Raw genomic sequence first — 13,315 nt, 5'->3', positions numbered from 1 at the left:
GGGGCAGGATGGCCGGCATGACGGATCGGGCGGTACTGGTGACCGGGGCCTCGCGCGGGATCGGCCGCGCGGTGGCGACAGCGTTCGCGGCCGGCGGCGATCGGGTGGCGATCCACCACCGCGACTCCGCCGACGCGGCCGAGGAGCTGCGCGCGCTGCTGCCCGGCGCCGGGCACGTGGTGGTCCGCGCCGATCTCACCGACCCGGACGCGGTCCGGGCCATGGTCGACCGGGCCGCCGAGCTGCTCGGCGGGCTGGACGTGCTTGTCAACAACGCCGGCACGTACGGCGACCGGGACGACCCGCACCCGATCTTCGGCACCTCGTACGAGCAGTGGCAGCAGCGCTGGCGGCAGGTGCTGGAGACCAACCTGACCGGCGCCGGCAACGTCACCTGGTGCGCCGCCCAGCACATGCGCCAGCGCGGTGGTCGGATCGTCAACGTCTCGTCGCGGGGCGCGTTCCGGGGCGAGCCGGACCAGCCGGCGTACGGCGCCAGCAAGGCGGGGCTGAACGCGCTGGGCCAGTCCCTCGCGGTGGCGCTCGCGCCGTACGGCATAACGGTCGCCACGGTCGCACCGGGCTTCGTGGCGACCGACATGACCACCGAGCACCTGCGCGGCGAGCGGGGCGCGGCCATCCGGGCGCAGAGCCCGTTCGACCGGGTGGGCCAACCGGAGGAGATCGCCGCCGCCGTGCACTGGCTGGCCTCGCCACAGGCCGAATGGGCCTCCGGCACGATCGTCGACCTCAACGGCGCCTCCTACCTGCGCAGCTGAGACTCCGTTCCGACGAGATCCTGGAAGGAAAGCGCCCTTGGAAGGGCCTTTTCCTTCCAAGATCTCGCTGAGGATGCGCGGCGACGCGCTACCAGCGGCCGAGGCGGGTCGCGAGCACGCTGAGCGCCGCCACTCCGGCCGTCGAGGTACGCAGCACCGACGGCCCGAGCCGCACCGGCTGACCACCGGCATCGCGGAACGCGGTCAGCTCCGCCGGGGCGATGCCGCCCTCCGGGCCGACCACCAGGACGATCTCGCCGACGGTGGGCAGCTCGGCGGTGGTCAGCCGCTCGTCGGCCTCCTCGTGCAGCACGAACCCGGCGGCGGCACCGGCGATTCGGCGGGCGACGGTGGCGGTGGACTCGTCCGGCGCACCGGCCACCACCGGCAGCCATGGGCGGCGGGCCTGCTTGGCGGCCTCCCGGGCGGTGGCCACCCACTTCTCCCGGGCCCGTACGCCTCGGTCGCCGCGCCACTGGGTCACCGAGCGCGATGCCGCCCAGGGCACGATCTCGTCCACCCCGACCTCGGTCATCGCCTGCACGGCCAGCTCGCCCCGGTCGCCCTTGGCGATGCCCTGCACGGTGACGATCCGGGGTACTGGCGCGTCCGCGTACCCCCGGGAGGTGACGCTGACCTCCAGGCTGCCCCGGCCGACGGCGGTGACCACGGCGGCGGCCGTGCCACCCCGGCCGTCGGCGAGCAGCAACTCCTCGCCGACGCGCAGCCGCTGCACGGTGGCGGCGTGGTGCCCCTCCGGGCCGTCCAGGGTCAGCGCGTCGCCGGTGGGCAGCGCCTCCACCAGGAACAGCGGCGCGGACACCTCAGGCGTGCCCGTTGAACGCGTCGCGCATCCGGGAGAAGAAGCCGCCCTGCTTGGATAACTCGGCGACCTCCTCACCGCGGGTCTTCGCGAAGTCGCGCAGCATCTTCTCCTGGTCGGGGTCGAGCTTGGTCGGGGTCCGCACGTCCAGGTGCACGTAGAGGTCACCCCGGCCGGTGCCGCGCAGGTGGGGCACGCCCCGGGCGCGCAGTCGCAGCGTGCTGGCCGGCTGGGTGCCGGCCTTGACGTCGACCGTCTCCTCGCTGTCCAGGGTCTTGATGGTCAGTCGGGTGCCGAGCGCCGCCGCGGTCATCGGAACCGTGACGCGGCAGTGCAGGTCGTCGCCCTTGCGGGAGTACACGTCGTGTGGCCGCTCGTGGATCTCCACGTAGAGGTCACCGGCGGTGCCGCCACCCGGGCCGACCTCGCCCTGCTGGGCCAGCCGGATCCGCATGCCGTCCTCGACGCCGGCCGGGATCTTGACGGTCAACGACCGGCGGGTGCGCACCCGGCCGTCACCGGCGCAGGTGGGGCAGGGGTGCGGGATGGTGGTGCCGTAGCCCTGGCAGACGGTGCACGGTCGGGCCGAGACCACCTGGCCGAGGAAGGTGCGCTGCACCGACTGCACCTCACCGCGGCCGGCGCACGCCTCGCAGGTCGCCAGGTGCGTGCCGGCGGCCGTGCCGGCACCGGAGCAGGTGGTGCAGAGCACCGCGGTGTCGACGGTGATCGGCGCCTCGACGCCGAACGCCGTCTCGTGCAGGTCCAACTCGAGTCGCAGGATCGCGTCGGCACCCGGGCGGGTCCGTGGTCGCGGGCCCCGGGCACCACCGGCCGCGCCACCGAAGAACGCGTCCATGATGTCCTGGAAACCGACGAACGGGCCGCCGGCACCACCCGGGCCACCCGGACCGCCGGCGCCACCGCCACCCGGGGCGAGGGGGTCGCCACCCAGGTCGACGATCTGCCGCTTCCGGTCGTCCGAGAGGACCTCGTACGCGGCGTTGATGTCCTTGAACTTCTCCTGAGCCTCCGGGTCCGGATTGACGTCCGGGTGGAACTGGCGCGCCAGCTTGCGGTAGGCGCGCTTGATCTCGTCATCGGAGGCTTCCCGGCTCACACCGAGAATGCCGTAGTAGTCCCTGGCCACTGCGTTCCGTGTCCTCATGTTCGTCTCGCGTTGCGCCGGTCGGCGGCCGCAGCCGGCCGCATCGGCCCTGACCAATCAGTTCTGGGCCAGCAACTCGCCCACGTAGCGTGCCACGGCGCGGACCGTGGCGATGTTGCCGGGGTAGTCCATCCGCGTCGGCCCCAGCACCCCCAGGCCACCGAGAATGGTGGCGCCCGGGCCGTAGCCGGTGCTGACCACGGAGGCGGCCCGCAGGTTGTCGAACTCGTTCTCGTCGCCGATCAGCACACGGGTCGTGCTCGGCTCGGTCTCGCCGATGAGCTTGAGCAGCACGACCTCCTCCTCCAACGCCTCAAGGATCGGTCGCAGGGAACCCTGGAAGTCGAGCAGACCGCCCCGGGTGAGGTTGGCGGTGCCGGCCAGCGCGATGCGTTCCTCGTGCCGCTCGACAAGCGTCTCCAGCAGGACGGTGGCGAGCGTGGTCATGGTCGGGCGCAGCCCGGCCGGCGCCTCCTCGACGAGCGCCTGCACCAACGGTGGCGTGTCGGACAGCCGCGCTCCGGCGAGCTTTTCGTTGACCAGCCGGCGCAGGTCCATGACGTCGTCGGCCGGCACCGGCCCGGGCAGCTCCACCAGCCGCTGCTCGACCCGCCCGGTGTCCGCGATCATGACGAGCATCAGCCGGGTGGTGGAGATCGGCACCAACTCCAGGTGCCGGACCGAGGAGCGGGCCAGACTCGGATACTGCACGACTGCCACCTGCCGGGTCAGCTGGGCGAGCAGTCGCACCGTGCGGTGCACCACGTCGTCGAGGTCGACCGCGCCGACCAGGAAACGCTCGATGGCCCGACGCTCGGCCGGGCTGAGCGGCTTGACCCGGGACAACCGGTCGACGAAGAGCCGGTAGCCGCGGTCGGTGGGCACCCGGCCGGCACTGGTGTGCGGCTGCCGGATGTAGCCCTCCTCCTCCAGCACGGCCATGTCGTTGCGGACCGTGGCCGGGGACACCCCGAGCTGGTGCCGCTCGACAAGCGCCTTGCTGCCGACCGGCTCCTGGGTGGAGACGTAGTCCTCGACGATCGCGCGGAGCACGGCGAGTTTTCGGTCGTCGAGACCCATCCTCCGCACCTCCTGTCGCACGTCGGCCGCCGGCGCCGTGGGGCCCCGCCGAGCCGCCCTGGCACTCGACTGTAACGAGTGCCAGTCTACGTCGGCGTACCCACCGGCGCGATGATCAACGTTGGCCCCTCTGGTGCCGCGTTGCCACGGGCACCTACCGTGACACCCATGACTGAACCTCCTCGCCCTCCCGGCGCGGGTGACCCCGGCAACTATCCGCCGGAGCCGACTTCGTACCCGTCGGCCGAGCCACCCACCGCACCACTGTCCGGGGCGTCCGGCCCGGGCGACTATCCCCCGGCCGGTGGCTATCCGCCGCCCACCGGTGACCAACCGCCGTCAGGTGGCTACCCTCCGGCGGGTGGCTATCCGCCGCCCGGAGGCTATCCGCCCGGCGGCTACCCCGCTGGCGGATATCCGACCGGCGGCGGCCCCGGTGGTGGCTACGCCACCAACGAGGACAAGACCTGGGCGCTTGTCGCGCACTTCGGCGGCGCCCTCGGCGCGCTGGTCAGCTTTGGTCCGCTGGGCTTCGTCGCGCCGCTCGTCGCCTACCTGGCCCGCGGCAACCAGTCGCCGGCCGTCCGGGCGCACGCGCTGGCCGCCCTCAACTTCCAGATCCTCTGGTCGGCCATCGCGTTCGTGCTGCTCTTCGTGAGCTGGTGCCTGCTCTTCCTGCCCAGCGTCGCCGTCGTGGTGATCCAGATCCTGTTCGGCATCATCGCGGGCATGAAGGCCAACGAGGGCACCCCCTACCGCTACCCGATGTCCGCCAACTTCATCAAGTGATCCGGTCCGGCCGCTCCCCCGGCCGGTCCGGTGCACCGCTGCCCCACCCCGGGGGCGGCGGGCCCACTCAGGGCAGCAGGTCGCGCACGACCGCGTCGGCGAGCAGCCGCCCGCGCAGGGTGAGCACCGCCCGGCCGGCCGCGTACTCGTCGGCGGCCAGCAGGCCGTCGGCCAGGGCCCGCTCGGCGCCGGCCCGGCCGGCCGCGTCGAGCACCGCCAGCGGCACACCGCTGGCCAGCCGCAGCCGCAGCATGACGTCCTCCATGTGCGTCTCGTCGGCCGTGAGCACCTCCCGGGCCAGGCCGGGAGACGCGCCCGCGGCCAACCGCTCGGCGTACGCCGACGGGTGTTTGACGTTCCACCAGCGCACCCCGCCGACGTGGCTGTGCGCCCCTGGCCCCAGGCCCCACCAGTCCGCGCCGGTCCAGTACAGCAGGTTGTGCCGGCACCGGGCGTCGTCGGTGCGGGCCCAGTTGGAGACCTCGTACCAGGACAGCCCGGCCGCGTCGAGCGCGGCCTCCGCGGCCAGGTAGCGGTCCGCCGCCACGTCGTCACTGGGGTACGCCAGCTCGCCGCGCCGCATCCGGGCGGCGAGCCGGGTGCCGTCCTCGACGATCAGCGCGTACGCGCTGACGTGGTCCACCCCGGCGGCCACGACCTCGTTCAGCGAGGCGGCGAAGTCCTCGGGCCGCTCTCCCGGTGTCCCGTAGATCAGGTCCAGGTTGACGTGCTCGAATCCGGCGTCGCGCGCCTCCAGGGCGGCGGCGGTGGCCCGGCCGGCGCTGTGTTTGCGGTCCAGGATCGCCAGCACTCCCGGGGAGGCGGACTGCATGCCCAGCGAGATCCGGGTGTAGCCGGCGGCCCGCAGCAGCTTCAACGATTCCGGGGTGACCGACTCCGGGTTGGCCTCGGTGGTCACCTCGGCGTCGGCGGCCAGCCCCCAGGTGCGGTCGATGCCGTCGAGGATGCGGGCCAGGTCGTCGGCGGGCAGCAGGGTGGGTGTGCCACCGCCGACGAAGACGGTGTCGACCCGGGGCGGCGGGGTGTCGCCGAGCACCCGGGCGGCGAGCGCCAGCTCGGCCAGGACGGTGTCGGCGTACCCCTCGCGGCTGGCGCCGCCGCCCAGCTCGGCGGAAGTGTAGGTGTTGAAGTCGCAGTAGCCGCAGCGGCTGGCGCAGAACGGCACGTGTACGTACACGCCGAAGCCGCGCGCGCCGACCGCAGTGGTGGCGGTGGCGGGCAGCGATCCGTCGACGGGGACGGTCTCACCATCTGGAAGGAGGCCGGGCATGGCCACTAGTGTGCCCGGCATGACCTCTCCCGACGTCCTCGTGCGGGTCGCCACGGCCCGTGGGGTGACCACCCTCACCCTGGACAGCCCGCACAACCGCAACGCGCTCTCCACCGCCCTGATGACCCAGTTGCTGGCCGGGCTGGCGGACGCGGTCGCCGACGAGGCGGTTCGGGTGGTCGTGCTCGACCACACCGGCCCGGTCTTCTGCTCGGGGGCGGATCTGAAGGAGACGGCCGCGGCGTACGCCAGCAGGACCGTGCCGGCCGGCATGCTGGGCGACGTGCTCGCGGCGCTCTGGGAGTGCCCGAAGCCGGTGCTGGCCCGGGTGGGCGGGCCGGCGCGGGCCGGCGGGCTGGGCCTGATCGCCGCCGCCGACCTGGCGGTCTGCGCCGACGAGGCGACGTTCGCGTTCACCGAGGTACGGATCGGGGTGATCCCGGCGGTGATCTCGGCGACCGTGCTGCCCCGGCTGCACCCGCGCGCCGCCGCCGAGCTGTACCTGACCGGCGACACCTTCGACGGTCGGCGAGCCGCCGAGATCGGCCTGGTCACGGCCTCCGTGCCGGCGGACGGGCTGGACGACGCGGTGCGGCGTTACTGCGACTCGCTGGTGCGCGGTGCCCCGGGCGCCCTGGCCGGGGCGAAGGAGCTGCTGCGCCGGCCGGGCACCGCCGAGCTGCGCGCCGACCTGGCCCGGCTGTCCGCCCTGTCGACCGGGTACTTCCTGTCCGACGAGGGACGCGAGGGGGTCACCGCGTTCCGGGAAAAACGATTGACTCGATGGGTGGCCGCTCTCGACGCGGGTCACGGTGATCATGCCGGCTAGGACCGGGGACGCCACCTCCGTGGAGTGGCGGCGTCCCGGACCATTCGGTCGGGTCACCAGGCGGTCGCGCCGCCGTCGACCGGGTAGTTCGCCCCGGTGATGTAAGACGCCCGGTCGGAGGCGAGGAACACCACGAGTTCGGCGACCTCCTCGGGTTGAGCGAACCGCTTGAGCAGCGTCTTGCCGGTGATCGCGTCCCGGGCCGCCTGGTTGTCACCCAGGTCGCGCTCGCTCGCCGGGCTGATGATCGGCCCCGGGCTGACCGCCACCGCGCGGATCCCGTGTGGCGCGCCTTCGAGCGCGAGCTGACGCGTCAGGCCGATGACGCCGGCGTTGGCGGCGGTGTGCCCCACCATCGGGGGCACATGACCGGCGATCAGGCCGGCCATGGAGGCGGCGTTGATGATGACGCCGCCGCCGCGCTGGACCAGGTGCGGCCAGGCGAACTTCGACACGAAGTATGGAATGTCCAGTTCACCGGTGATGGTGTACCGCCAGTCCTCCACGGAGAAGTCCGGCATCGGGCCGAAGCGCAGCGCGGCCGCGTTGTTGTAGACCACGTCGAGCCCGCCGTAGACAGCGGCGGCGTCCTCGACGAACGTGCGCACCTGTTCCGGATCGGTGAGGTCGACAGGCGCGATGCCGGTCATCTCACCGCCGGCGCCGCGGACGAGTGCGACGGTCTCGTCGTTGCCGGCGACCTGGATGTCGGCCCCGACGACCTTCGCGCCTTCCCTGGCGAAGATCTGCGCGGCGACGCGTCCCAGTCCGCCGCCGGTGCCGGTGATGAGCACGACCCTGCCGTCGAGCGTTCCCATGGAACTCCTCCTTGCTCCGTGACCCGGCCCGGTCGGCTTCACGAACCACCGGAGGGGCCAGCGATTGACATGTCAACCGTGGTAACTCCTTGACCGGTCAATCACTTCCCCCGCCGGCCGGACCGGTGACGCGCACGACAGGCCGGGCGGACGCAGATCTCCCGGGCAACGACACCGGCACCGGGCCCCTCGGACCGTCGTTGAGTCAGGGTGTGCGCGAGAGCCATCCTGGCAGGTGAGAGCGGGCCCAGAGCGGGAATGCCTCGATCGGAACGCGCCGGCGGAGCCGACCCCGAACCGGGACGGAGCCGCCGAGCCGGCCGCGAAGCGCCTCGGAAGTCCCGTTGGGCGCGACGGGGACGTACGCTTGGCAGACTCGTCGATCTGGGGGTGTGGGTGCGAACTCGGGCAGTCGTTGCGGGTGGAGTGGTCCTCATCCTCGTCGCCGTGATCGCGATCTGGCTCGTGGCCCGGCAGGTCGGGGGCGGGCTGCGGCTGCCGTTGACGGCACGCAAGTGCACCGTGCAGGCCGACGGCCGGGTGGCCCTGGACGCCGACCAGATGGCCAACGCGGCCACCATCGCGGCCATCGGCGCACGGCGCGGAATGCCCGAGCGGGCCGTCGTGGTCGCGCTGGCCACCGCGTACCAGGAGTCCGGGCTGCGCAACCTCGCCGACGGCGACCGCGACTCGGTCGGCCTGTTCCAACAGCGGCCGAGTCAGGGCTGGGGCACCTCGGCGCAGATCCGCGACCCGCGCTACGCGGCCAACCGGTTCTACGCGGCACTCAAGAAGGTGCGCGGCTGGGAGAAGATGCGCGTCACCGACGCCGCCCAGCGGGTGCAGCGCTCAGCCTTCCCGGAGGCGTACCAGAAGTGGGCCGACGACTCCGAGGTGCTCAGCCGGGCACTGATGGGCGACGCCACCGGCGCGGTCGCCTGCACGGTGGGGCGTACCCCGGTGATGCACGGAGCGGCGGCGGCCGCGCAGCTCACCCGCAACCTCGTGCTGGACTGGGGCCTGAAGGGTGTCGACCCGAACGACCCGACCGGGCTGACGGTGACCACGGGTGATCCGCGCGACGGCTGGCGGTACGCGCACTGGCTGGTCTCGCACGCCCAGGACCACGGGGTGAAGCGCGTCCGCTTCGGCGATCTGGAGTGGACCGCCCGGGACGGCACCTGGGGTCGGGTCACCGGCCAACAGAACTCCGGCGGGCAGGTCGTGGCCGAGGTGTTCAACGAGGGATGACCGGCCGGATCTCCTAACCGGCAGTGACCGCACAATCGGACAAAAACCTCCAAGACCCTCTATTGATCACGGAAATCTCACCCTACGCAGCCTTCTCGCTGCACCGGGTTCCCTCCGGCGTCACTCACGCACCACGCCTTCCCCGATGCATTGGCCAGCGCGTTACGATCGGCGGCCTGTGCCAGAAATGGTTTCACCTCATGGGGAGGGGTACGACGCGGTGTTCGATTACGGCGACCGGACCGGTTACGAACCGATCAGCGACATTGACCGCAAGGAGTTCCACGAGCAGGGCTTCCTCCTGCTGCGAAACGTCCTGACGGAGGACCACCGGGCGGCGCTGGAGGCGGCGGTCGACCGCGTCTACGCGGAGGAGCAGGCCAAGGGCACCACCAAGAAGGACGGCACCCTGCACCTGCTGGGCTTCCTGGAGCGCGACGAGCTCTTCGGTGAGCTGCTCACCCACCCGATCGCCTTCCCGTACATGTGGGGGCTGGCCGGCTGGAACATCTACACCCACCACAACCACCTGGACGTCACCCCGCCGGCCGCCGAGCCGGAGAAGCCGTACTGGGGTTGGCACCAGGACGGGTACCGGCAGAACTCCGACCCGGAGACGATGGACCCGAACCTGCCGCGCCCGATGTTCTCGCTGAAGGTCGCGTACGTGCTGTCCGACCTCTCCGAGACCGGCCGCGGCGCCACCAAGGTCATCCCGGGCAGCCACCTGAAGAACTCGCTGCCCCGGCCGGCGGACCTCACCGTGCAGAACCCGGACCCGGAGGGCACGGTGGAGATCACCGCCAACCCGGGCGACGCCTTCATCTTCGACCGCCGGCAGTGGCACTCGCGCTCGACGAACCTGTCGACGATCACCCGCAAGATGCTCTTCGTCGGTTACACCTACCGGTGGATCCGTCCGCTGGACGAGCTGCACCCCGACGTGAACGGCGAGTGGTACCGCAACCGCACGCCGGTGCAGCGCCAGCTGATCGGTGAGGGCACCCACACCGCCAACTACTGGGGCATCAACTGGGACGGGTACGTCGACGACGAGATCCCGCTGCGCAAGGAGCTCAAGGAGCGCGGCCTACTCGACCGAAACATCCCCTGGCTCCGCTGATCACCCGTGCGAAAACGGCCCCCTGCCAACCCCGGCGGGGGGCCGTCGCGTATCCGCTTCCGGGCCACCGGCACCGCACTGTCGGTAGCCTGACGGGTACGCAGGGTCGGGGCGGCGCTCGACCGGGGTGGGTGGCACAGGAGGGCAGCCGCAGTGACGTCCGCTCCGCTCCCCCGGATCCTCCGCCGCCGCGGCGAGCCGGAATATCCGACCTTCCTGGAACTCTTCTTCGACCTGGTCTACATCTTCATGCTGTCCCGGCTCGCCACCAGCCTGGCCGAGAACCTCACCGTCCGGGGTGCGGCCCAGACCGCCGTCCTCCTGCTCGCCGCCTGGTGGGTCTGGGTGCTCACGGCGTGGCTCACCGACCTGTTCAACCCCGGGCTGCCGATCATCCAGGCGACCGTCCTGCTGGTCATGCTCGGCACCCTGCTGATGGCGATCGCGACACCGTACGCCTTCGGCCGGTACGGGTGGCTGTTCGTCGCCGCGTACTTCGGCATCCACCTGGTCCGGGACGCCGTCCTGATCCCCGGCACCCGGGTGAACCGGCCCATCCAGGCGCGGAGCATCCGGGTCTTCTTCTGGTTCGGCGTCACGGTGACGCCCTGGGTGGCCGGGGCGTTCGTGGACGAGACGGCCCGCCTGGTGCTCTGGTCGCTCGCGGTGGCTGTCGATCTCGGCTCGGCACGGATCGGCTGGCCGACGCCGAGGCTGGGGCGTACCGAGCTGGCCAGCCAGATCTTCACCGGGGTGCACCTCTCCGAGCGGCACCGGGCGATCTTCATCGTCGCGCTCGGCGAGCTGATCCTGAGCACCGGCAGAGGGCTGGCCGGCAGCGGGTTCACGGCCGGCGAGGTGACCACCTGCGCTGTCGCGTTCGTCAGCGCGGTCCTGCTGTTCCAGCTCTACTTCCAGCGCGTCCGGCGGATCCTGGCGCCACCGAGCGTCGCGACGGTGGAACGGGTCCGCCCCGGCACCTCCACCTCGTACACCCATCTGGTGATGGTGGCCGGGGTGGTGGTGGTCTCGACAGGCACCTCGCTGGTCATCGACCGGCCGTTCGGTCGCACGTCGGTGGAGCTGATGGTGGCCATCCTCGGCGGACCGGTCCTGTTCCTGCTCGGCAGCGTGCTGTTCGATGCCGTGGTGACCGCCCGGATCCTCTGGTCCCGGGTGCTGGCGATCCTGGTGCTGGCGATCGTGCTGGTGGGCGCCCTGGCGGCGCCCTCCGTGATCCTGCTGTCGCCGCTGACCGTCCTGGTGGTGGCGAACCTGGTCCTGCTGCTGACCCTGGTCGGGGAAGGGCTGGCGGCACGTCGCGAACCCGTCGAGGCCACCGCACCGGCCCGATGAGGGGTCTCAGCGCAGCATCGGCGGTGCCGGCGTACGGGCGTGTCGCCGGGTGCTGACCACGTTCGCCACGGCGATCAGGGCCAGCACGATCATGGCGAGCAGCGCGACCACGACCGGCGGCAGCAGGGGCGTGGTCGGTGCCAGACACGCCAGCAACACCACACCGGCCAGTCGGGACCGCGAGATCCGTCCAAAGACCGTGAAGTCGAGTACGCCCCGGCCGAGCAGGTACAACGCGGGGCCGCCGAGGATGACCGCGGCCCAGGACGGCGGGGTCTCGCCCCACGGGCGGCCCACCACCAGATGACTGGTGACCGCCGCGCCGGAGATTCCCGCCACCATGATCAGATGGGTGACCGCGGCGGACTGGGTGAGCAGCGCCGGGTTCGTCGACCTGGCGATCGCGTCGGTCAGCAGCTCACCGGCACGGTAGATGTAGATCCGCCACATCAACACCACAGTGCCGAACACCACGAGCAGCGCCCCGGCGCGCTCCAGCGTGTACTCGTTCATGCTGAAGGTCGTTCCGGTCACGAAGATCGACACACCGAGCGCGATGATGACGAACTGCCGGTAACGCTCGGCCACCCGCGCGCCGACAAGCCGCCAGGCATCCGGTTGTGAGCGACCGAGCCGGGGCAGCGGCCAACCGAAGGCGCCCGCGGCGTACTCGACGACGATCACGAGCGCCCAGATCGGCAACTGGCCCGAGCCGCCGACGAGCGCACCGGCGATCCAGCCGACGCCGGCGACGGACTTCCAGGTCTGGATCCGGATGGTCGAACGCGGCACGCTCCGCCCCGGGACGCCAACGACGTAGTAGGCGGTGGTGCTGAGGGGGATGACCAGGTAGGTGATCGCGAAGAGCAGGGCGTGACCGCCGTACGCGTCGGACGCGGCCGCGGCCAACAGCAGGCTGGCCGCCGCCACCCCGATGAGGTGCGCCTGCCCGGACGGGCGGTTCAGGTCGATGGTGTCGGCCGTCCACGCGACCAACGCCCAGATCATCGTGAACGCGAGCAGGAGAACGAGCGTCTCGGCGAGGCCGGTCCAGGTGAGATCCTCGGCCAGCATCGTCGCCAGGGTGGCCAGGGCGAAGACGTACACGAGGTCGAAGAACAGCTCCAGGAACGCCGGACGCCGCAGGCCCGGGTCGGTCGGTGCCGCCGCGGCGGCACCGCCGTCCGTTGCCATCGACATCGCGCACCACCCGGCCCCCCGCCGCACACCCCCGGTGGGGACGATACGGGCAACGGCCCGCCGTCGGCCCCGTCATCCGGGTCTTCGGGGCCGAAACCGGGGGCCCGCCCGCCGGTCATCGCGGCCCGGAGCGGGGCGCGGGGCCGGCGCGGGGCGCGGTCAGCCCCGGAGGGCCAGGCGGCGTCGGACGTTGTCCCGGAGCTTCTCCGGCAGGTCCGTCGCGTCGAGCAGCCGGGGCAACAACTCCGGTTCCAGGGTGATCGCCCGGAACACCTCGCCGATGGTGACCCCGTGCGCGGGTCGCTCCACCACCTCGACCGGGTCGCCGGCGCCCACCTCACCCTCGCGCAGCACCCGCAGGTACGCCCCCGGCGTGGCGCGGACGGTGAAGCGCCGGATCAGGTCGGGCACCCCCCAGAAACCGGCGAACGTCGTGCACGGGGTGCGCGGTATCGTCACCTGGAGCACCGCCGTGCCGACGGCCCACTGCTCGCCGATGACCGCGCCCGTCACATCGACCGCGTAGGTGGTCAGATTCTCGCCGAAGCCGCCCGGCCGGATGGACCGGCCGATCTCGGCCGCCCACCACGCGGCGTCCTCCTCGGCGTACGCGTAGACGGCCTTGTCCGGCCCGCCGTGGTGAGCCCGCTCGCCGATGAAGTCACCGGCCGCACCCTCGGTGAGCAGCGCCACCGGGCCGTCCACCGGCCGCTTGTCGATGCCGCTGCGACCGCTCGCGTCGCCGGCCCAGTCCGCCTCGGTCACCACGCCGATGTTCACCGCTGCCACCCTGCCCGTCATGACGGTC

13 protein-coding genes are annotated in these 13,315 nt (G+C 72.1%); 6 read left to right on the top strand and 7 right to left on the bottom strand.

Translation table 11 applies throughout. The features are described from left to right. Positions 1-17: 17 nt before the first annotated feature. Positions 18-779, top strand: coding sequence for an SDR family NAD(P)-dependent oxidoreductase (locus ACGFIW_RS26545; protein ID WP_393321016.1), 762 nt, complete (start codon positions 18-20; stop codon positions 777-779). An 88-nt stretch (positions 780-867) separates the two neighbouring features. On the opposite strand, the gene ACGFIW_RS26540 is transcribed toward ACGFIW_RS26545, so the two are convergent. From ACGFIW_RS26540 to hrcA, 3 genes are all read right to left on the bottom strand, one after another. Further along, positions 868-1,602 (bottom strand): 16S rRNA (uracil(1498)-N(3))-methyltransferase, encoded by a 735-nt coding sequence (locus ACGFIW_RS26540; RefSeq protein ID WP_393321013.1) that lies wholly within the window; start codon positions 1,600-1,602, stop codon positions 868-870. 1 nt (position 1,603) lies between these two features. Continuing rightward, complete coding sequence (gene dnaJ, locus ACGFIW_RS26535; protein WP_357559521.1) at positions 1,604-2,752, bottom strand: molecular chaperone DnaJ; 1,149 nt, start codon at positions 2,750-2,752, stop codon at positions 1,604-1,606. A 75-nt stretch (positions 2,753-2,827) separates the two neighbouring features. Next, positions 2,828-3,850: a heat-inducible transcriptional repressor HrcA gene (gene hrcA, locus ACGFIW_RS26530; protein ID WP_393321010.1), complete on the bottom strand. Its 1,023-nt coding sequence runs from the start codon at positions 3,848-3,850 to the stop codon at positions 2,828-2,830. 111 nt (positions 3,851-3,961) lie between these two features. Between hrcA and ACGFIW_RS26525 the strand changes: the two genes are divergently transcribed. After that, complete coding sequence (locus ACGFIW_RS26525) at positions 3,962-4,639, top strand: DUF4870 domain-containing protein (protein ID WP_393321505.1); 678 nt, start codon at positions 3,962-3,964, stop codon at positions 4,637-4,639. Between the two features lie 67 nt (positions 4,640-4,706). Here the strand turns inward: ACGFIW_RS26525 and hemW are convergent, their stop codons facing one another. Continuing rightward, on the bottom strand, positions 4,707-5,930 hold the full coding sequence (gene hemW / locus ACGFIW_RS26520) for a radical SAM family heme chaperone HemW (RefSeq protein WP_393321008.1): 1,224 nt from the start codon (positions 5,928-5,930) through the stop codon (positions 4,707-4,709). A gap of 19 nt (positions 5,931-5,949) precedes the next feature. On the opposite strand from hemW, the gene ACGFIW_RS26515 reads away from it, so the two are divergent. Next, on the top strand, positions 5,950-6,759 hold the full coding sequence (locus tag ACGFIW_RS26515; protein ID WP_393321502.1) for an enoyl-CoA hydratase-related protein: 810 nt from the start codon (positions 5,950-5,952) through the stop codon (positions 6,757-6,759). A gap of 53 nt (positions 6,760-6,812) precedes the next feature. Here ACGFIW_RS26515 and ACGFIW_RS26510 read toward each other — a convergent pair whose 3' ends face one another. Further along, positions 6,813-7,577 (bottom strand): SDR family NAD(P)-dependent oxidoreductase, encoded by a 765-nt coding sequence (locus tag ACGFIW_RS26510; protein ID WP_393321005.1) that lies wholly within the window; start codon positions 7,575-7,577, stop codon positions 6,813-6,815. Positions 7,578-7,967: 390 nt separating this feature from the next. Here ACGFIW_RS26510 and ACGFIW_RS26505 point away from each other — a divergent pair, with 390 nt between their 5' ends. The 3 genes from ACGFIW_RS26505 (at position 7,968) to ACGFIW_RS26495 (ending at position 11,307) form a co-directional block, all read left to right on the top strand. Further along, positions 7,968-8,828, top strand: coding sequence for a hypothetical protein (locus ACGFIW_RS26505; RefSeq protein WP_393321002.1), 861 nt, complete (start codon positions 7,968-7,970; stop codon positions 8,826-8,828). A gap of 220 nt (positions 8,829-9,048) precedes the next feature. Then, the gene (locus ACGFIW_RS26500; protein ID WP_112604298.1) at positions 9,049-9,951 is read left to right on the top strand and encodes a phytanoyl-CoA dioxygenase family protein; all 903 of its coding nucleotides are present in this window, start codon (positions 9,049-9,051) and stop codon (positions 9,949-9,951) included. Between the two features lie 153 nt (positions 9,952-10,104). Beyond that, positions 10,105-11,307 carry a low temperature requirement protein A gene (locus tag ACGFIW_RS26495; protein ID WP_393320999.1) on the top strand — a complete coding sequence of 401 codons (1,203 nt, stop codon included), beginning with the start codon at positions 10,105-10,107 and terminating at the stop codon, positions 11,305-11,307. A 6-nt stretch (positions 11,308-11,313) separates the two neighbouring features. Here the strand turns inward: ACGFIW_RS26495 and ACGFIW_RS26490 are convergent, their stop codons facing one another. Both ACGFIW_RS26490 and ACGFIW_RS26485 read right to left on the bottom strand, forming a co-directional pair. Next, complete coding sequence (locus ACGFIW_RS26490) at positions 11,314-12,507, bottom strand: low temperature requirement protein A (protein ID WP_393320996.1); 1,194 nt, start codon at positions 12,505-12,507, stop codon at positions 11,314-11,316. 159 nt (positions 12,508-12,666) lie between these two features. Next, entirely contained in the window at positions 12,667-13,308 is a 642-nt protein-coding gene (locus ACGFIW_RS26485; protein WP_393320993.1) for an MOSC domain-containing protein, read from the bottom strand. Positions 13,309-13,315 lie beyond the last annotated feature (7 nt).

The sequence above is a fragment of the Micromonospora sp. NPDC048935 genome (assembly GCF_043197875.1).
Lineage (GTDB): Bacteria > Actinomycetota > Actinomycetes > Mycobacteriales > Micromonosporaceae > Micromonospora.
This window is presented reverse-complemented; position numbering and strand designations above follow the sequence as displayed.